Source organism: Labrys sp. (in: a-proteobacteria) (assembly GCF_047605565.1).
Classification (GTDB): domain Bacteria; phylum Pseudomonadota; class Alphaproteobacteria; order Rhizobiales; family Labraceae; genus Labrys; species Labrys neptuniae.
This window is the reverse complement of record NZ_JASGFM010000018.1, coordinates 35764-53848: the sequence shown is the minus strand read 5'-3', so window position 1 is coordinate 53848 and position 18085 is coordinate 35764. Positions and strand designations below refer to the sequence as shown.

The window sequence follows — 18085 nt, the reverse complement described above, 5'->3', positions numbered from 1 at the left end:
GCGACTCAGAGGCTGCCGGTGCCGACGACACGGTCGACATTGGTCTGGTTGATGGCCACGCCGAGCTGGTCTTCGACCTTCTTGACATATTCCGTCATCAGGTCCTGGCTGATGCCGGTCGCGAGCTGCTTGGACAGCGCCTCGGTCTGCGGAGCCTTGGCATCGAGCTCGGGGATCACGTTGTCCTCGACATGGAAGATGATTCGATCGGTGCCGTTGGCGGCAAGCGCCGTTCCGAAACCCTTGAGCGGGGTGGCGAACACGGCCGTGACGACCGCCGGGGGCACGGGCTGGCTCTGGCCGTTGCGGGTGAGATCCCAGGCAGGGGTGACCTGCAGGTTCAGGCTCTTGGCGATGTCCTCGAGTGACTTGCCGCCCTGTAACTGGGTCACGAGCTCGTCGGCCTTCTCCTTGAGCTTGGCAACTTTCTGATCCGCGGTCCAGGAAGTGATCACCTCGTTCTTGGCTTCGTCGAGCGTGCGGTCGCGGGCCGGAACTACGCTGTCCAGCGAGAACCACATCAGGCCTTCGTCACGGCCGTCAACGGCTTCGGGATCGGAACCCGGTTCGGCCGTGAAGAGAGCAGGCAGGACCTGGGTGGCGAGCGGGACGGCAACCGGCTTGCCCTCGGCGTCGCGGCCCTGGGCATCGACCGGTGGCAGCGTCACGGCCTTCAGCTTGAGCTTGGCGGCGATATCCTTGAGCGGGGCGCCCCCCATGCGCTCGTCTTCGATGGCGTCGCGCAGATTCTTGGCGGCCTCCGATGCGCGTTGACGTTCCAGTTCGCCGCGCAGGACGATCTTGGCGTCGATGATCTTGGTCACCTTGACGATCACGTTGGCGAGATTGCCCTGCACGGCGTCCGACGTGCCGCCTTCCTTCAGCGCGAAGGCGGCGTCCGCGATCTTCTGGTCGCTGAGCTGGCGCTTGGACACGGTGCCCAGATCGATGTCCTCGGGCTTGAGCTTGCGCTCGGTGACAAGGCCCTCGAAGGTGATCTGGCCGGAAGCGATGCGGGCGGCAGCGGCCTTGGCCTCATCCAGCGAAGGGAAGGCGATCTGTTCGACGGTGCGCTGCTCCAGCGCCGCCGAGCCGGCCTTGTCCTTGTCGACGGCGGCCTGGACATCGGCATCGGTGACGGTGGCCCGGCCGCTCAGCTCGGCCGGCGTCACGAGTATGTAGCTCAGGCTGCGCAGTTCCTTGGTGCGGAAGGCAGCCTTGTTCTCGTCGTAATAGGCCTGCAGCTTGGCGGCGTCGGGCGGAGCAATGTCACCCACGCTGCTCTGCGGCAGTACGAAATAGGACGTATTGCGCTTTTCCTGCTCGTAGCGGGCGGCAGCCTGCAGCAGAGCTTGCGGGACTGGGCCGCCGGCCGTCAGGCCCTGGTCGATCTGGCCGCGGACATAGACCTCGCGTTGACGCGCAAAGAACATCTCCTCGTTCATGCCGTTGTTTTCGAGCATCTGGCGGAAGGCATTGGCGTCGAAGACGGGCGGCTTGCCGGGAACGGAGACCTGGAAGTCGGGATCGTTCATCACGGTCCGAACCATGGCTTGAGGGTCGAGGCCGAGCCCAAGCTTGGCGGCCTGGACGTCCATGGCCTTTTCCGAGATCAAGCCGTTGAGAACCTGCTTGTCGATACCGAAGGTGCGGGCGATGTCGGGGGTGACCGCCTTGCCGGTGGCTCTGGTGATCTGCAAGGTCCGCGAGCGATAGGCTTCGCTATAGGTGTTGGCGGAAATGGCAGATCCGCCAACCGTGGCGACATCGGAATTGCTGCGCCCCTGCAGCCAGCCTTCGACACCCCATAAGGCGAAGCTGCCGCTCAGGAGGAACATGACCCCCGCCGTGATGATCTTGGCGGGTCCCTTGGTCATAACTTCGCGGAATGAGCTCAGCATCGGTGTCTTGGTTCCATCAAGGCAAAGAGATTTTCCAGGTCCGTCTCGGAGAACCCGGGAAACCCCGCATCGTTTCTACGCTGCTTCGGGGCCGCATGAACGCTCCGGTAAGGGCGCGGCGCACGAAAAGCGGCGCATCATAGGGACGAGCACGTGGCGTCGCAATGGCGCGGCCATGGGTTTCTTGCGACACCCACGCCTTGCTCCATGGGAACGAGGTTGCTAAGCACGCCAGATGAAGTCGGCGCATCGAGGGCGGCCCAAGCAGAGTTTCCCGGCGCAGGCCTCGACAGGCGACAGGATTTCCGAGCCCGCCCTGCCGAGCAGTCTCGGCAATCCTGTTTGACAGAAAGAGGATCAGCAAGATGACAGCAAACCGGCCGCGCCCGCTCGTCGCTGGCAATTGGAAGATGAACGGCCTCACCAAGGGGGTCACCGAACTCGATGCCATCGCGACCGGTGTCGCGGCCGGCGAAGCCGGTGCCGCCGAGGTGCTGGTCTGCCCGCCCTTTACGCTGGTGTCCCGCTTTGCGGCGCAGGCAGCAGGGCAGCATATCAAGATCGGGGCGCAGGATTGCCACGCCAAGCCTTCGGGCGCCCATACCGGCGACATCTCCGCCGAGATGCTGAAGGATGCCGGCGCGACCTATGTCATCGTCGGCCATTCCGAGCGTCGCACCGATCACGGTGAGACGGATGCGACGGTCAAGGCCAAGGCCGGGGCGGCTCTGCGCGCCGGCCTGGTTGCCATCGTCTGCATCGGCGAGACCCGTGCGGAACGCGAATCGGGCAAGGCCCTGGATGTGGTGGGCAGCCAGCTTGCAGGCTCCCTGCCGGCGGGTGCCAATGCTGCCAATACCGTGATCGCCTACGAGCCCGTCTGGGCGATCGGCACTGGCCTGACGCCCACGGCGGCTGATGTGAAGCAGGTGCATGATTTCATCCGCGCGCGCCTGGTGGAAGCCCTCGGTGAAGAAGGCAATGGCGTGCGCGTGCTCTATGGCGGCTCGGTCAAGCCCTCCAATGCAGCCGAACTGATGGGCGTCGACAATGTCGATGGCGCGCTGGTGGGCGGTGCCTCGCTCAAGGCCGAGGATTTTCTCGGCATCGCCTCCGCCTATCGTTGACGAACATCCGCATCCGCAAGGCGGAGGGGGAGCGGGATTTGAGCTTCATGCTCGGTCTCGGACACCGCCTTGCGGCTGTCATCGAAACTGAATTGCATGAACAGACCGACATTCGGGCGTTCCAGGATGCCTTTTCCGCTGCCAATCTCAGCGAGCCCGCGGCAGGAAGCCTGAGCCTGATCGCCGAGGATGCCGTCGGTGTCGGTCTCGGATTCCTGCATGCCCTGCCGGGGACTGATGGCATAACCGGCCGGGAGATCGGCTATGTGGCCCTTCTGGCCGTCACCGAGGCGGCCGAGGGCATGGGCGCGGCCAGGCAGTTGCTCGCTGCAGCAGAGGACTGGGCACGGCAACAGGGCTATGCCGCCTTGTCCCTCGACGTCTTTGCCAGCAATCATCGCGGCCGGCTTTTCTATGAAAAGAACGGTTTTGCCACCGAAGCCTTGAGGCTGGTCAAGAAACTGTAGGCCTCAGCGGGCAGGGGCTTTCTTTACCCGCGTCACCAGCTGGGTCGGGTTGATGAAGCGAAGGGCGATGACCAGCCAGACCAGCGTGCTCAGCATGTAGATGACGGCCATGGCATCCACGGATTGCGGCGCCCTGACCCCGGACGCCGTCACGGCGGCATAGAGCGAGACGACCAGCGTCTGGCTGTCGGAGCCGGCGATCAGGAAGGTCAGCTCGAACATCGCGATGGTGCGCACCAGTACCAGGAGCAGGGCCGCGAGCGCTCCCGGCAGCAGCAGCGGGATCAGCACATGCCGGAACACCGAGCCGGTGCGGGCGCCGAAGACCCGCGCTGCCGCTTCCAGGCGCGGATCGATCTGCTCGACAAAGGGAATCATCACCAGGATGACGAAGGGCAGGGCAGGCACGAGGTTGGCGATGATCACGCCGGCCAGGGTACTGCCGAGCCCTGCCTTGTAGAGAACCGTCGTCAGCGGAATGCCATAGGTGACGGGCGGCACCAGCAAGGGCAACAGGAACAGCAAGGTCACCAGTTTCTTGCCGGGAAAATCGCGTCGCGCCAGGGCATAGGCGGCGGGAATGCCGATCACGGCGGATAGCAGCACCACGCCGAAGACGACTTGAAAGGTGACGAGGAGCACGCCGCCAAGCTGGAATTCCTCCCAGGCCGAATCATACCAGCGCGCGGTCCAGCCCTGCGGCAGCCAGGTGCCCAGCCAGCGCGTCGAGAAGGAACTGACGATCACCGCCGCGATCACGGCAAGAAGATTGATCACGAAGAAGATGGTCAGCGCCCATACGGCCGTGGACCACAGGCGTTCGGAAAGCGGGCGGGAAATTCGATGGACCATGACCCTGTCTCCTAGCCTTTGCCGCCGTCGGCGGGCCCGCGATAGGCCAGGGAGCGAAGGCCGAGCACGATGGCGATGACGACCAGCAGGATCGCACCCATGATCATGGCGATCGCCGAGGCCATCGAATAGTCGTAGAGCTCGGTGGCGGCCTGATAGGCCGGAATGGTGATGACCCGGGTCGGCCCTGCCGGGGCACCGAGCATCACGGCCGAGGGATAGACCGAGAAGGCCTGCACGAAGCTCAGGCAGAAGGTCACGGCGAGGCCTGGCAGCAACAGCGGCAGGAAGATATGGCGAAAGCGCGCGGCCGGCCTGGCGCCCAGCGTTGCCGCCGCATTCTCCAGGGCCGGGTCGATGCCGGTGACATAGGAGAGCGTCAGCAGGAAGGTGAACGGAAAGCCGGTGATCACCAGCGACAGGAACACGCCCCAGTAATTGTGAACCAGCTTGACCGGGCCAATACCCACCAGGATGAGGGCCCGGTTGAACCAGCCCTGCGGCCCGAGATAGTTGAGCAGCCCCTCGGCCACCAGCACCGTGCCGAGTGTGATCGGCAGCACCAGGATGGTGGTGAGCAGGCGCTGATTGTCGAGCAGGCGGACCCGGAAGGCCACCGGTATGGCGGCAAGCAGGTTGAACAGAGTGGCCGGTACCGCGATCCACAGGGTAGTGGCGATGGTACCGTAGAGCGCGGGATCGCTGAAGAAGGTAATGTAATTGCCGAAGGTCGAGCCATCCTTGGGCTGGAACGACAGCCACAGCCCATAGAAGAAGGGATAGATGAACAGGGCCAGCAGGAACAGCACGGCCGGCAGGGCGAGCAGCGTCACGCCGTCGATGCCGCGTGCGGCGAGGCGTGCCTTCAGGTTGGGGGCAGGCAGGGCGCTCATCGCGCCGCCTCGTTGAAGACCAGCACGCGTGATGGATCGGCCTTCAGATGAACCTGCTCGCCCGGCCGCATGCGCTGACGCGCCCTGAAGAAGAGCTCGTTTCCGGCCGGTCCCCTGGCCGCCCCGAAGAAGGCGTGGCCACGATATTCGCAGATCTCCACCAGGGCGGGGATCCCCTGTTCGCCGGCAATCAGATCGTCCGGGCGAATGGCCGCGACCGCGCTCGGTCCGGCCAGCTCTTCGCGGGCGACACCCTCGATCCGCTCGCCGACGATCTCCAGCGTCACCTCGTCAGGGGAGGACGAGACGATCGAACCCGGCAGGCGGTTGCGGAACCCCATGAACTCCGCGACATCCAGCGTCGCCGGTCGTTGGTAGAGATCCTCCGGCGTGCCGATCTGGCGGATCTCGCCGTCGCGCAGCACGATGATGCGGTCGGCCAGCGAAAGCGCCTCGTCCTGGTCGTGGGTGACATAGAGGGTGATCGAACCGAGGCCGGCATGGATGCGGCGGATTTCCTGGCGCATTTCAAGCCGGAGCTTGGCGTCGAGATTGGAAAGCGGCTCGTCCATCAGCACGAGGGGCGGTTCGACCGCAATGGCGCGGGCGATGGCAACGCGCTGCTGCTGCCCGCCCGACAACTGGCCTGGCAGCTTGGTGGCCTGGTCGGTGAGCCTGACCGTTGCCAGCGCCTCGCCGATGCGCGCCGAGGCCGGCCCGCGCGGCACGCCGCGCATGCGCAGGCCGAAGCCGACATTCTCCCTGACGCTCATATGCGGAAACAAAGCGTAGTTCTGGAACACCATGCCGAAGCCGCGATCTTCCGGACCGAGCGTATCGATGCGCCTGTCGTCGAGCCAGATCGAGCCGCGCGTGGTCGGGAGCAGGCCGGCGATGCAGTTGAGCGCGGTCGACTTGCCGCAGCCCGAAGGGCCGAGCAGGGCGATGAATTCGCCGCGTTGAACCGTAAAGGACAGGTCCTTCAAGGCGTTCATGGCGCCGAAGTCACGCCCGACCTTGTCGAGTTTCAAATGGCTGAAATTGCTCAGGGCTGACATCGAACCTGCCGCTGTACCGAGTGGGGTGAAAGCGGGGAGGCCAGGCCAGGTCCTCGATGAGGATCGTAGACCTTCCCCGCAAAGAGCGAAGCCGAGTCCTTCTCGGCTCGAATCTCACTTGGTCCGGATTTCACTTGGTTTTGGCAGCACCGATCTGCTTGTCCCACATGTTGAACGCCACCACCATCTTGGCGGGATCCAGCGGGAGTTCGGTGGGAATATCGGTAATCAGCTTTTCATATTCCGGCCTGCCGAACTCGGCGATGGCAGCCTGGCTCTCCTCGGGTGCCATGGACAGCGTGACGTTCTTCACGGCCGGCCCCGGATAGAAATAGCCCTCGTCATAGGTGTAGGCCTGCTGCTCCGGCTTCAGCATGAAACTGATGAGGTCGAGCAGCACTGCAACCTTTTCCGGAGCGAGGCCCGTGGGAATGCAGGCATAATGTGCATCGGTGACCCAGTGGAAGCCCTTCAGGGTCGAGATCGCGGCACTCTTGGGCACCACGCCGAGCACACGCGGATTGATGTCCCAACCGGTGGTAGACACCGTCATGTCGCGTGAGCCCTCGCCGAACTCCTTCATGGTCGCGCCCGTGCCGGTGGGATAATATTCGATGGCCTCCCCCAATTCCTTCAGATAGGCCCAGGTCTTCTCCCAGCCATTGACGGGATCCTTCGGATCCTTGTCGCCGAGGATGTAAGGCAGGCCCATCAGGAAGGTGCGCCCCGGCCCGGAATTGGCGGGGCGGGCATAGATGAAGCGGTTCGGGTTGACCTTGGCATAGGCCAGCAATTCCTCCGCCGTGTTCGGCGGCTGCGAGACGCGCTCGGGTGCATATTCGAGCAGCGGGCCGGATGGATAGTAGGAGACCACGACGCCGGCCCCGTTGGCCAGCCCCTGCATGCGGGCGGCCGGGGCGAGCAGGACGTCATCGAGCTTGGGCAGCGCCGAAGCGAGATCCGGCAGGAGCGGCACCCAGATCTTCTGGTCAAGGCCGGCGGACAGCGCGTCCGTGCCGGTGAGGACGAGATCGATGTCGACCCGGCCGGCATCCTGCTGGGCCTTGAGCTTGCCAGGAAGATCCGGTGCCGGAGCCTTGGTGAAGCTGATCTTCGACACCAGTTCCGGCTTGGCCTTGGCGTAGTTCTGGATGGCCTTCTGGGTGAGGGCGAGATTGCCGGCGACATCGACAACGTTGAGCGTGACGGGCGATTTCGGCAGGGCCGGGGTTTCCGCCTTGGCGCCGGCAATGCCGAGGGCCGCAAAGCCGATACCGGCGCCGAGTGCCTGGCGGCGGGTTATCCGAGCAGTCATGACATCCTCCCATTCTTGATTTTCAGCGGCGGGTCGTGCCGCCAGTGGCGTTCCTCGTGTGTGTCGTCGTGCCGTCTTCCGCGGCATCCATCAGGAAATAGGTTTCGACATTGGCGATATGGGCCTGCATGGCCTGGCGCGCGCCGGGACCATCACCCGCGGTGATGGCGTCGCGAATGGCCTGGTGATCGGCCATGTTGGTCCGCAGCTTGGTGGAGTTCTTGGTCAATTCGCCCAGCCGGTCGAAAATGCGCCCGCGCATGTCGCCCCACAGGAGTTCCATCGTCCGGGTGAGAACCGGATTGCCCGTGGCTTCGGCAATGCCCAGATGGAAGGCGCGATCGGCTTCGAAAGAGTCTTCGCCCTTCAGGGATTCCTGCCGGTACCAGGCTAGGGCCTGGTCGAGACGCTCGATATCCGCCGGCCTGGCCATCTCGGCGGCGGTGGCTGCAATCTCGCCCTCGATGATACGGCGCGCCGCGAGCAGATCGAAGGCGCTTGGGCCGGCATCGCCGAGTTCGCCGGCGCGCGGCGACCCGTCGGAGACATAGCTGCCCGTACCCGTCTTCACCTCGACGAAGCCGGAAATCTCCAGCGCGATCATCGCTTCGCGCACCACGGGCCGGCTGACACCCAGCTTGCGGGCGAGGTCCCGCTCGGCAGGAAGGCGCGTGCCCGGCGGCAATTCGCCCGAGCGGATGAGCCCGACGACCTGCTCGGCAACCTGTTGAAACAGTCTCTGCGACGCCACGGCCTGAAACGGCATGGTCTTGCCTCGCCGGTCATTCTGTTCGCTTCGAACCTATCACCGGCAGCTCAACATTCAAGTGGCTAGGTGGCCTGACCACATGGCCCAAAGACAGGCATCCATGTTCCGTGACAGGAAGCCCTACGCTGCCAGGCTCGACACGGGATCGATGCCGAGCTGTCGCCTGAGCTCGATCCAGCCTCTGGGCGTGACCTGCACCGCCCGCGATTCCCTGCTGCGGCGCAGCCATCCCAGCTTGCACATCGTGCTCAGCAGATGGACGCCGAGGGGGCCGGCAAGGTGATGGCTGCGCTCGGTCCAATCGAGACATTGGCGCGCGAGTCCCCGTGCGGTGGGTTTCAGCGTTGCGACATCGAGGCCGATCGAACCGAACCAGGCGTTGCCGCTGGCCGTGATGCGAAACTGCTTGTCGGCGGCCGGAACGAGATAGCCGTGCTCGACCAGGCCCTGGGTTACTGCCACACCAACCTGTCCTGCCAGATGATCGTAGCAACACCGGCAATGCCGCAATTCGCGCGCTTTGCCACTCATCGCCTTGCGGCGGATTGGCTGCTCCGGTCCGAGCACGGAAAGGTGTTCCAGTGCCTCGGCGACGTCGCCACCCGCCAGACGATAATAGCGATGGCGCCCTTCCGTCTCGACGGCGAGGAGGCCACCGGCAAGCAGCTTGGCCAGATGGGAACTCGCCGTCTGCGGCGCGATGCGGGCGGCATAGGCCAGTTCGCCAGCCGGCAGGGCACGGCCATCGAGCAGGGCGGTCAGCATCAGCGCACGGGCGGGATCGGCGATCAGCGAGGCGGTGGCGGCAAAATCGGGGATCTCAGGCATGGCGTCCTCATTCTGGAGTGACTATGCACCAATCCGATATGGCATGCTTCGATACCGGCCGAAGCATTCGATGCAAACATGGCGGTAAGAAGGGCCTCCAGCCTATGGAGATTGCCCGGCATGGAATGCATGCACGCGTCGAACCCATCGCACTTGCGCCTGCGCCATCGGAACCTGGCTCTGGTGACATTGTGCTTGGCCGTGCTGATTGCCCAGGTGGATACGGCTGTCGTGAACCTTGCAGTCCGCCGGATCGGGCAAGCCTTTTCATCCGGACTCGACGCGCTGCAATGGGTCGTGGACGGCTATAATCTGGTTTATGCGGTCATGCTGCTGACGGGTGGTTTGCTGGCCGATCTCAAGGGGCGCCGCCTGATCTTCATGGCCGGTGCCGCAATTTTCACCGCAGCATCGCTTCTATGCGCTTTCTCCCCCACGATCGGCGTGCTGATTGCGGCGCGGGCGACAGCCGGCCTCGGGGCGGCGCTGCTGATGCCGTCGTCATTGGCGATCCTGCGCGTCATGTGGCCCGATCAGGCCGAGCGGGGACGGGCCTTGGGGATCTGGGCAGCCTGCAACGGTGTCGCGATGGCGATCGGCCCGACCCTTGGCGGCGCCCTGCTGCATGCCTTCGGCTGGCCAAGCATCTTCCTTGTCGTCGTGCCGATCGGCCTGGCCGCCCTGGTCCTTGCCGCCCTGGTCATCCCTGAATCAGCTGATCCGCAGGAGCGGCATTTCGACGGGGGTGCACAGGCTTTCGGTGCGGCGGCCCTCGGCGGTTTTGCCTTCGCTGCCATCGCAATGCGCGAGACGCCACCAGTCGCCCTGATAGCCGCCTTTCTCGCCATGGTTTCCCTGTTTTCTTTTATAACAATCGAGCGAAGACATGGCCATAGGGCGATGGTTCCACTTGATATTTTCGAAAACACAATCTTTCGTGGTACCGTTACGGCAACTGCCGGCATGACCTTCGGCATGTATGGCACCCTCTTCCTGCTGCCGCTGTTCTGGCAAGAAGCTGGACGGCTCAGCCCGGCGATGGCGGGCCTTGCTTTGATGCCGATGGCCGCGGTGTTCGTCCTGGTTTCGCCCTTCTCCGGCTTTCTGGGCCGAAGGATCGGTATGCGCATGATGACCGGCGGCGGAGTGGCCATCATCGGTTGCGGCCTGTTGTCGATCGCGGCAGGCGCCCATCATGTCTCGATCCTGCCGGCCGAAATTGGTCTGGCCTTCACCGGCCTCGGCATGGGGATGGCGACCGGGCCCCTGATGGGGGAGGCGGTGGGCGCGGTCGCATCGGCGCGGGCCGGCACGGCTTCGGCGATCATCAACGTGGCGCGCATGGTGGGGGCGACGGTCGGCGTTGCCGTCCTCGGCTCGCTCTATGCCGTTCTCGGCGGTGGGGCGGCCGGATTGGCCGGCGCCATGACCATGGGCGGGCTGGTGCAGATTTTCGCCGCTGCGTCGGCTTGGCGAGCGGCTGCCTTGCGTAAACCCGCCGGCCGACGGGCATAACCTAGGCCTGCGGCTCCGACCTGGTGGGGCGGGTGGCGTCGATGCTGCTGCGCGAGCGGGCCATGAGGTCGCGCAGCCAGCGATGGGCCGGAGCGTGATGCGACCGCTCATGCCACAATTGATAGAAGGTCATCGCCGGAAAGCGGATCGGTGAGTTGCGGATCGCCAGGGGAAGGAATGCCGAGAAATAACGCGCGAAATGGCGGCTCGTCGTGAAGATGAGATCGGATTCAAGCAGCAGATAAGGTGCCATGCCGAAATAGGACAGGGCCACGGTTCGCTCGCGAACGAGGCGCAGGCGACTCAGATGAGTTTCGACCAGACCGCGATGGGCGACCGAATAGGACACCGGCACGATATGGGCCGCGGCAAGATAGTCGGCCTGGGTGATCGGGCCATGGGCCAGCCGGTGCTGGGCGCCCATGACGCAGACGACCTCGTCCTCGAGCAGGACGGATCGGCGCAGATAGTTCGGCGGTGACGGCCAGTTGCCGATCACCGTGTCGATCTCTCCCTTGGCCAGGGCGCTCTCGAAGTCGAAATCGGGGCCCAGCGCCCGGATGACGAGCCGCACATTCGGCGCCTCGCGCCGGGCGGCTGCGATGACATCCCCCAGAAAGATGGGAGCGAGGTAATCGGGGGATGCAATGGTAAAGCTGTGATTGCTCGCCGATATGTCGAAAGGCGCGGTATCCTCCGCAAGGGCTTCGGCGTCCATCAGCAGCGCCTGGATACGGGGCAGGATCGTCAGGGCACGGTCGGTCGGCACCATTCCGCCGCGTCCGCGCATGAGCAATTGGTCGCCGAAATGCTCGCGCAGCCGGCCCAGGACGAGGCTGACCGCGGGTTGCGACATCTCCAGGCGCACGGCGGTACGCGATACACTGCGTTCGCTCATCAGGATGCAGAAGACGCGAAGCAGGCTGAGATCAACCAACGCATCTTTTTTCATTCATCGTTCGCCGTTCAGGGTTGGCATCCCGGGTTCGCCTCGTCGATGTCGGCCTACTATTATTCGATTTTTCTAATATTGATCATTCATCTCATCAAATTGACCTAATATCTGTCAAGGCGCATGCTTTTTCTCATGGGAATTCGGAAATCCCGCCAAAGAACAACGATAAATCCCGTGGAGCGGCGCCTTGATCGATCTGATGAGCCTGAATGCGGCGAGCCGCGAGGCGTTCACCACCCGGCTGGGACCGGTTTTCGAGAATTCCCGCTGGGTGGCTGAAGCCGTGTGGTCGCGCAGGCCGTTCGACACCATCGAGAACCTGCATGCTGCGATGATGGCGGTTGTGCTCGGCCAGGACGAGGCCAGCATCGCAGCCTTCCTCAACGCGCATCCCGATCTCGCCGGTCGCGAGGCCAAGCAGGGCACGATGACGGCGGAATCGGTGGAGGAGCAGGGAACGGCAGGGCTCGACCGGCTCAGTGCTTCGGAAGTCACCGAGATGGACGAGTTGAATCGCAAATATCGCGCTCGCCATGGCTTCCCGTTCATCGTCTGCGTGCGGCACTACACCAAAGTCGGGATTTTTGCCGAGTTCCGCCATCGCATCGCGCGCCGCAGCGACGACGAGCGGCGCGAGGCGCTGCGGCAGATCGGCTTCATCAGCCGCTATCGGCTGGATGCCTTGTTCCATCGCGAAGCCATGCAGGCCGTAGCGCCCGCCGCCTGACGACGAAAGGTGCCGTCCTTGGACGGGCCCGACGGGCGTGCTGCTGCCGGCTTCGAGGTGGTGCGTTGAATATCGGTGGCGGCGGATCGAAGATCGCCGTCGCAAAGCCGGTCAATCAATAAGATATCTGGGAGAAAACCATGACCGCGAATGCGATGATCGAGCCGGGAGGCGCGATCACGGAAGCTACCTCTCCGCAGGTGGAGGCGCTCTACAAGAAGGTGATCTGGCGCCTGCTTCCCTTCCTGATGTTCCTGTGGGTGCTGGCGTGGATCGACCGCGTCAATGTCGGCTTTGCCAAGCTGACCATGCTCCAGGACCTGCAGTTCAGCGAGACGGTCTATGGCCTCGGCGCTGGTGTGTTCTTCCTCGGCTATTTCTTCTTCGAAGTGCCGAGCAACATGCTGCTCGAGCGGATCGGCGCCAAGCGGACGCTGGCTCGCATCACCATCGGCTGGGGCATCATCTGCGTCTTGATGATGTTCGTCACCAAGCCCTGGCAGTTCTATAGCCTGCGCTTCCTGCTCGGCGTGTTCGAGGCCGGCTTCTACCCCGGCGTCATCCTCTATCTCACTTATTGGTTCCCGTCGCTGCGCCGCGCCAAGGTCTTCGGCTTGTTCATGTCGGCCTCCGCCCTGGCCGGTGTCCTGGGCGGTCCGGTGGCTGGCACCATCATGACCCAGCTCGGCGGCGTGAACGGCTGGGCAGGCTGGCAGTGGGTGTTCCTGCTGGAAGGCATTCCGTCCATCCTGGCCGGCTTGGCGACCCTCTATTATCTGACCGACAAGCCCGAGCATGCCCATTGGCTGAGCGCCGACGAGCGCCAGCTGCTGATCGGCGATCTCGAGCGTGACCGCCAGACGCTCGGTCATCGCGAGCACGGCGTATTGCAGTCGCTGAAGAACCCGATCGTGTGGAAGTTCATTGCCATCTTCTTCTGCATCATCATGGCCAATTCCGCGCTGACCTTCTTCGGCCCCACCATCGTGCGGGAAGTCGGCTTTACAAATCCGGCCACGGTGGGCTGGATCATGGCGGCGATCTATGCCTGCGGCGCCGCCGGCATGATCTCCAACGGCATCCATTCCGACCGTGCCAATGAAGTGCGCTACCATTGCGGCCTGGCGGCTCTGGCCGGCGCGATCGGGCTCACCGTCCTCGGCTTCGTGGTGCCCGGCAGCGCGCCGATCGCCTTGCTGGCCCTGGGGTTGGCCGTGGTCGGCACCATGTCGGCGATCCCGGTGTTCTGGCAGATGCCCAACCACTTCCTGGCTGGTTCGGCTGCTGCCGTCGGTATCGCCCTGATCAATTCGGTGGCCAATCTCGCCGGCTTCGGCGCTCCCTATCTGATGGGCTATCTCAAGGATGCCGGTGCCATATCGAACGGCCTGTGGATCGTCGCAGTGGTCGAGGCGGCCACCTTCCTGCTGATCGTGAAATTCGTTGCGCCCTTCGAACGGCGCTCGAAACCGGCCTGAGTCCTCCCAGAGCCGGAAACTCGTGAAGGGCGGCCCGGCGAGCCGCCCTTTTTTCTTGGCTGTTTGCCGGATGCCTCAGGTGCCTATGCCGACCTTCACTTACGCTTGGCTTGCGGTCTCACGGCAAGGAGTTCGACCTTCGCCGCGCCGCTCTTGAACTTTCGCGCGGCGCCCTCGCAGACACCGGGTCCATAAGTCTGCGGGGTCGAGGAGAACTGCTCGTTGCCCGTGACATTGGCGAGCGGGCGGTTGCGCAGGGCAACCATCGCCCGCTCGAACTTGGCCCTTTTGTCAGGCTGAATCTGAAATTGAGCGGGACAATCCCGAACGATCCGAAAGGAGAAGGCAGCAGCGCCGATTTCCTCGCAACTGAAGCCTCCGAAGCACTCCATCGCTCGCGCCTGCGCAAGCGGGAACAGCAAGAGACAAAGTGCGGCGGTGGTCGCGACGACAGAGTTCTTCATGGCACCACCCTTGCGCCGGCATCGCGACTTACCGGAAATGCTTCGACAGTTTCAGCGCCTGGCCCTGATAGTTGGAGTTGAGGCCGGCACCGTAGAGGATCTGCGGGCGCTCGAGCATGCGCTCATAGATCAGGCGCCCGACGATCTGGCCGTCCTCGACGATGAAGGGGACTTCACGCGAGCGCACTTCGAGCACGGCCCGGGCCGCTTCCATGCCATCGGGCGAATAACCGAAGCCGGGGTCGAAGAAGCCGGCGTAATGCACCCGGAACTCACCCACCAGCGGGTCGAACGGCACCATTTCGGCGGCGAATTCGGGCGGCACATGCACGGCTTCCTTGGAGGCCAGGATGTAGAACTCATCCGGGTCCAGGATCATGTCGTTCTTGCCGCGATGCGGGATCGGCTCCCAGAAATCGAGAAGATCGCAGGCCGCACGCTTGTCGACATCGATCACGGCGGTATGGCGCTTGGCGCGATAGCCGATGATGCCGTCGCCGAAGCCGGTGAGGTCGACGGAGACGGCGACGCCGCCGGCAATGTCCGGATCGGGCGAGGAGACCAGGCCCATGCGGCGCTGCAATTCGCGCAAGGCGGCATCGTCGATGCGGGCTTCGCCGCGGCGGAAACGGATCTGGCTGAGGCGCGATCCCGTCCTGACCAGCACCGGGAAGGTGCGGGGGCCGATCTCGGCATAGAGCGGGCCGTCATAACCGGCCTCGACCTGGTCGAAGGCGCGGGCATGGTCGGTGATCACGCGGGTGAAGACATCGAGGCGGCCGGTCGAGCTCTTGGGATTGGTGGAGGCGAGAACGCCATCCGGCATCTTCAGGCTTTCGAGCAACGGCACGATGTAGACGCAGCCCGTCTCCAGCACGGCGCCCTTGGTCAGGTCGATCTCGTGCAAAGCGAGGTCGGCGATGCGCTCGGCGACCGTGTTGCGCGGGCCGGGCAGGAAACTTGCCCGCATGCGATAAGCCTTGGCGCCCAGGCGCAGGTCGAGGCTGGCCGGCTGGATCTGGTCCGTGGCCAAGGGCTGCTCGATGCGGACGGCGCCCGCCTCGACCAGGCCGGCAATCGCCTGTGAGGGCAGGATGCCATGGCTATGCAGAAGGCCTGGGGAGTGCAGGAGGTTCGAGGACGGCATGGCTCTCGCTTTTTGCTGCCAGTTTTGGCGTATCTTGGTCTTGCTAGACGAAACCATGCATTGACGCCATCGGGGAGTAGGGCTACTCAACAGTCTTCGTCGTGGTGGATTTGGGCCGGCCGGCTTGCAGCCACGTAAAACAACTCGCTAAAGGGCCGTGGGAAAGAGCGCTGGCGCTCGACTTGCGGCTGTTCAGGATTGCCGCAGATGACCAAACCGTTGACTTCAGCACCTTCCACCCGGGAATTGCAGCCGGCCACCCGGCTCGTGCATGCCGGCACGCTGCGCTCGCAATATGCCGAGACCTCGGAGGCGTTGTTCCTCACCCAGGGATTCGTCTACGAAAGCGCCGAGCAGGCGGAGGCCCGTTTCAAGGGCGAGGATGCCGGCTTCATCTATAGCCGCTTCTCCAATCCCACCGTGGCGATGTTCGAGCAGCGCATGGCGGAACTGGAGGGAGCCGAAGCTGCCCGCGCCACCGCCTCCGGCATGGCGGCCGTCACCGCGACCCTGATCGGCCAGCTCAAGGCCGGCGACCATGTCGTCGCCGCCAAGGCCCTGTTCGGCTCCTGCCGCTATGTCATCGAGGAATTGTTGCCGCGCTTCGGCGTGACTTCGACTCTGGTCGATGGCACCGAGCTGGCCCAGTGGCAGGCGGCGGTTCGGCCGGAAACCAAGGTGTTCTTCCTGGAAAGCCCGACCAATCCGACACTCGAGATCCTCGACATCGAGGCCATCGCCAAGATCGCCAAGAGCGCCGGTGCCACGCTGGTGGTGGACAATGTGTTCGCCACGCCGCTGCTGCAGAGCCCGCTCAAGCTCGGCGCCGATTGCGTGGTCTATTCGGCCACCAAGCACATCGACGGGCAGGGCCGCTGTCTGGCTGGCGTGATCCTGGCGTCGGAAAAGTTCATCAACGACCACATCCATACCTATCTGCGCCAGACCGGCCCCTCGATCTCTCCCTTCAATGCCTGGGTGATGCTCAAGGGCCTGGAGACGCTGGAACTGCGGGTCGAGCGCCAGATCGCCAATGCGGTCAAGGTTGCCGATGCCCTCGCTGGCCACGCGGCCGTCGAGCGCGTGATCTATCCCTTCCGCGACGACCATCCGCAGGCCGAACTGGCGCGCCGCCAGATGAAGGCCGGCGGCACGCTGGTGACCTTCGAGGTGAAGGGCGGCAAGGCGGCGGCGTTCAAGGTCGCCAATGCCTTGAAGATCACCCGCATTTCCAACAATCTCGGCGACACCAAAAGCCTGATCACCCATCCCTCGACCACCACCCATCAGCGCTTCGAGGAAGATGCGCGCCTGGGCATGGGCATCCGCCAGGGCATGCTGCGTTTCTCCGCCGGCATCGAGAGCGCCGACGACCTGATCGCCGACTTTGCGCAGGCCCTCGACAAGGCCCTGTAATCGGGGGGCTTTAGACCAGCCTGGAAGTACCGTATCTCCCGGAGGAGCCGGGGCTGGTCTTGAAGACCAGCCCACAAATGGGCTTTGGCGCGATCATCCCGAAGCGTTATCATGCCTGTGCCAAAACCGGCATGCATGCGGGCAGAGCGATGGGGATCTTCGCGACGCTGAAGGCCATGGTCGAGCGGGACGGGCGCGCCGTGCTCGTCACCATCATGGACGTGCGCGGGTCAAGCCCACGCGAAGCAGGCACGCGTATGGCCGTGCGGGCAGACGGCGCCTTTTCCGGCACGATCGGCGGTGGCACGCTGGAATGGCAGGTGCTCGCCGAAGCGCAGGCGCTGCTTTCGGCTCGGGAGGGACGCCGCATGCGCTCCCTGGACAAGGCCCTGGGACCGGACCTCGGCCAATGCTGCGGCGGCCGGGTCAGCCTGATGCTGGAGCGTCTGGAGCGGGACGATCTCGCCTGGCTGAACGAGCTTGCGACGCCGGCGGGCGGAACCTCCATCAGCATCGGCATGCCGCATGAGCGAGGCGGCTTCATCCGTCGCCGGGCCAGCGATGCCGAGGCACAGGGGCTACCCGCCGAAACGGCCAGCCGCTTCCTGCCGGACGGGCGCCTGCTCGAAAGGCTGGATCCCACAAATCCGTCTGTCTATCTGTTCGGCGCCGGTCATGTCGGCCGGGCTCTGATCCTGGCGCTGGCGCCTCTGCCGATCGACGTGGTCTGGTGCGATGCCCGGCCCGACGCCTTCCCGAGCCATGTGCCGCAGCATGTCGTGCTCCGCCGAGATGCCGAGCCCGAGCGTATCCTGGTCGGTGCGCCTGACCATGCGCGTATCGTGGTGATGACGCATAGCCACGCGCTCGATCTTGCCATCGTTTCGTCGGCTCTGGCGGCGGATCGCTTCGCCTATGTCGGCGTGATCGGCTCACAGACCAAGCGGGCTCGCTTCGTCTCGCAATTGCGGCAGGCGGGCCTGGCGGAACGGCTGATCGAAGGCATGATCTGCCCGCTCGGAATACCCGGCATCGAAGGCAAGGAGCCGGCGGTGATAGCGGCTTCCGTCGTGGCCCAGATCTTGCAATTACCCCGTCAGGCCGGCAGCCGGATGTCGGTCCTGAAAGGCCATCGGCGTCTCGGCTAGTCCCGGTACGCCGCTGAGTTGGGGA

At 64.3% G+C, this 18085-nt stretch carries 17 protein-coding genes and 1 riboswitch; of the genes, 7 read left to right on the top strand and 10 right to left on the bottom strand.

Features of this window, described 5'->3' with window-relative positions; all coding sequences use genetic code 11:
• Positions 1 to 5: 5 nt before the first annotated feature.
• Positions 6 to 1901: a peptidylprolyl isomerase gene (locus QM672_RS17160; RefSeq protein ID WP_311934997.1), complete on the bottom strand. Its 1896-nt coding sequence runs from the start codon at positions 1899 to 1901 to the stop codon at positions 6 to 8.
• A 365-nt stretch (positions 1902 to 2266) separates the two neighbouring features.
• On the opposite strand from QM672_RS17160, the gene tpiA reads away from it, so the two are divergent.
• Together tpiA and QM672_RS17150 are read left to right on the top strand one after the other, a co-directional pair.
• On the top strand, positions 2267 to 3028 hold the full coding sequence (tpiA, locus tag QM672_RS17155; protein WP_311934995.1) for a triose-phosphate isomerase: 762 nt from the start codon (positions 2267 to 2269) through the stop codon (positions 3026 to 3028).
• A 47-nt stretch (positions 3029 to 3075) separates the two neighbouring features.
• A complete protein-coding gene (locus QM672_RS17150; RefSeq protein ID WP_415084001.1) occupies positions 3076 to 3495 on the top strand; it encodes a GNAT family N-acetyltransferase in 420 nt (139 codons plus the stop codon).
• A gap of 3 nt (positions 3496 to 3498) precedes the next feature.
• On the opposite strand, the gene QM672_RS17145 is transcribed toward QM672_RS17150, so the two are convergent.
• The 6 genes from QM672_RS17145 to QM672_RS17120 all read right to left on the bottom strand — a co-directional run bounded on the left by QM672_RS17145 (position 3499) and on the right by QM672_RS17120 (position 9210).
• Complete coding sequence (locus QM672_RS17145; RefSeq protein ID WP_415083999.1) at positions 3499 to 4347, bottom strand: ABC transporter permease; 849 nt, start codon at positions 4345 to 4347, stop codon at positions 3499 to 3501.
• A gap of 11 nt (positions 4348 to 4358) precedes the next feature.
• The gene (locus tag QM672_RS17140; protein WP_415083997.1) at positions 4359 to 5240 is read right to left on the bottom strand and encodes an ABC transporter permease; all 882 of its coding nucleotides are present in this window, start codon (positions 5238 to 5240) and stop codon (positions 4359 to 4361) included.
• Positions 5237 to 6298: an ABC transporter ATP-binding protein gene (locus QM672_RS17135; RefSeq protein ID WP_415083995.1), complete on the bottom strand. Its 1062-nt coding sequence runs from the start codon at positions 6296 to 6298 to the stop codon at positions 5237 to 5239. The genes QM672_RS17140 and QM672_RS17135 overlap by 4 nt, the downstream gene beginning before the upstream one ends.
• Before the next feature lie 130 nt (positions 6299 to 6428).
• Positions 6429 to 7613: an extracellular solute-binding protein gene (locus QM672_RS17130; RefSeq protein WP_311934986.1), complete on the bottom strand. Its 1185-nt coding sequence runs from the start codon at positions 7611 to 7613 to the stop codon at positions 6429 to 6431.
• Between the two features lie 22 nt (positions 7614 to 7635).
• Positions 7636 to 8379 carry a FadR/GntR family transcriptional regulator gene (locus QM672_RS17125; protein WP_415083992.1) on the bottom strand — a complete coding sequence of 248 codons (744 nt, stop codon included), beginning with the start codon at positions 8377 to 8379 and terminating at the stop codon, positions 7636 to 7638.
• Positions 8380 to 8502: 123 nt separating this feature from the next.
• Positions 8503 to 9210, bottom strand: coding sequence for an ArsR/SmtB family transcription factor (locus QM672_RS17120; RefSeq protein ID WP_415083990.1), 708 nt, complete (start codon positions 9208 to 9210; stop codon positions 8503 to 8505).
• A gap of 78 nt (positions 9211 to 9288) precedes the next feature.
• Between QM672_RS17120 and QM672_RS17115 the strand changes: the two genes are divergently transcribed.
• The gene (locus QM672_RS17115) at positions 9289 to 10725 is read left to right on the top strand and encodes an MFS transporter (RefSeq protein ID WP_415083988.1); all 1437 of its coding nucleotides are present in this window, start codon (positions 9289 to 9291) and stop codon (positions 10723 to 10725) included.
• A gap of 1 nt (position 10726) precedes the next feature.
• Here the strand turns inward: QM672_RS17115 and QM672_RS17110 are convergent, their stop codons facing one another.
• Complete coding sequence (locus QM672_RS17110) at positions 10727 to 11677, bottom strand: LysR family transcriptional regulator (protein ID WP_311934978.1); 951 nt, start codon at positions 11675 to 11677, stop codon at positions 10727 to 10729.
• A 190-nt stretch (positions 11678 to 11867) separates the two neighbouring features.
• Here QM672_RS17110 and uraD point away from each other — a divergent pair, with 190 nt between their 5' ends.
• Both uraD and QM672_RS17100 read left to right on the top strand, forming a co-directional pair.
• Entirely contained in the window at positions 11868 to 12407 is a 540-nt protein-coding gene (uraD, locus tag QM672_RS17105) for a 2-oxo-4-hydroxy-4-carboxy-5-ureidoimidazoline decarboxylase (RefSeq protein ID WP_311934976.1), read from the top strand.
• Between the two features lie 140 nt (positions 12408 to 12547).
• Positions 12548 to 13885 carry an MFS transporter gene (locus QM672_RS17100; RefSeq protein ID WP_415083985.1) on the top strand — a complete coding sequence of 446 codons (1338 nt, stop codon included), beginning with the start codon at positions 12548 to 12550 and terminating at the stop codon, positions 13883 to 13885.
• Positions 13886 to 13980: 95 nt separating this feature from the next.
• Here the strand turns inward: QM672_RS17100 and QM672_RS17095 are convergent, their stop codons facing one another.
• Together QM672_RS17095 and QM672_RS17090 are read right to left on the bottom strand one after the other, a co-directional pair.
• Complete coding sequence (locus tag QM672_RS17095; protein ID WP_311934972.1) at positions 13981 to 14349, bottom strand: hypothetical protein; 369 nt, start codon at positions 14347 to 14349, stop codon at positions 13981 to 13983.
• Between the two features lie 28 nt (positions 14350 to 14377).
• A complete protein-coding gene (locus QM672_RS17090) occupies positions 14378 to 15496 on the bottom strand; it encodes a 2'-deoxycytidine 5'-triphosphate deaminase (RefSeq protein ID WP_415083983.1) in 1119 nt (372 codons plus the stop codon).
• A gap of 91 nt (positions 15497 to 15587) precedes the next feature.
• Positions 15588 to 15667, top strand: a riboswitch (SAM riboswitch).
• Between the two features lie 36 nt (positions 15668 to 15703).
• Between QM672_RS17090 and QM672_RS17085 the strand changes: the two genes are divergently transcribed.
• A complete protein-coding gene (locus tag QM672_RS17085) occupies positions 15704 to 16912 on the top strand; it encodes an O-succinylhomoserine sulfhydrylase (RefSeq protein ID WP_311934968.1) in 1209 nt (402 codons plus the stop codon).
• 149 nt (positions 16913 to 17061) lie between these two features.
• On the top strand, positions 17062 to 18060 hold the full coding sequence (xdhC, locus tag QM672_RS17080; protein WP_415083980.1) for a xanthine dehydrogenase accessory protein XdhC: 999 nt from the start codon (positions 17062 to 17064) through the stop codon (positions 18058 to 18060).
• Positions 18061 to 18085: the final 25 nt, after the last annotated feature.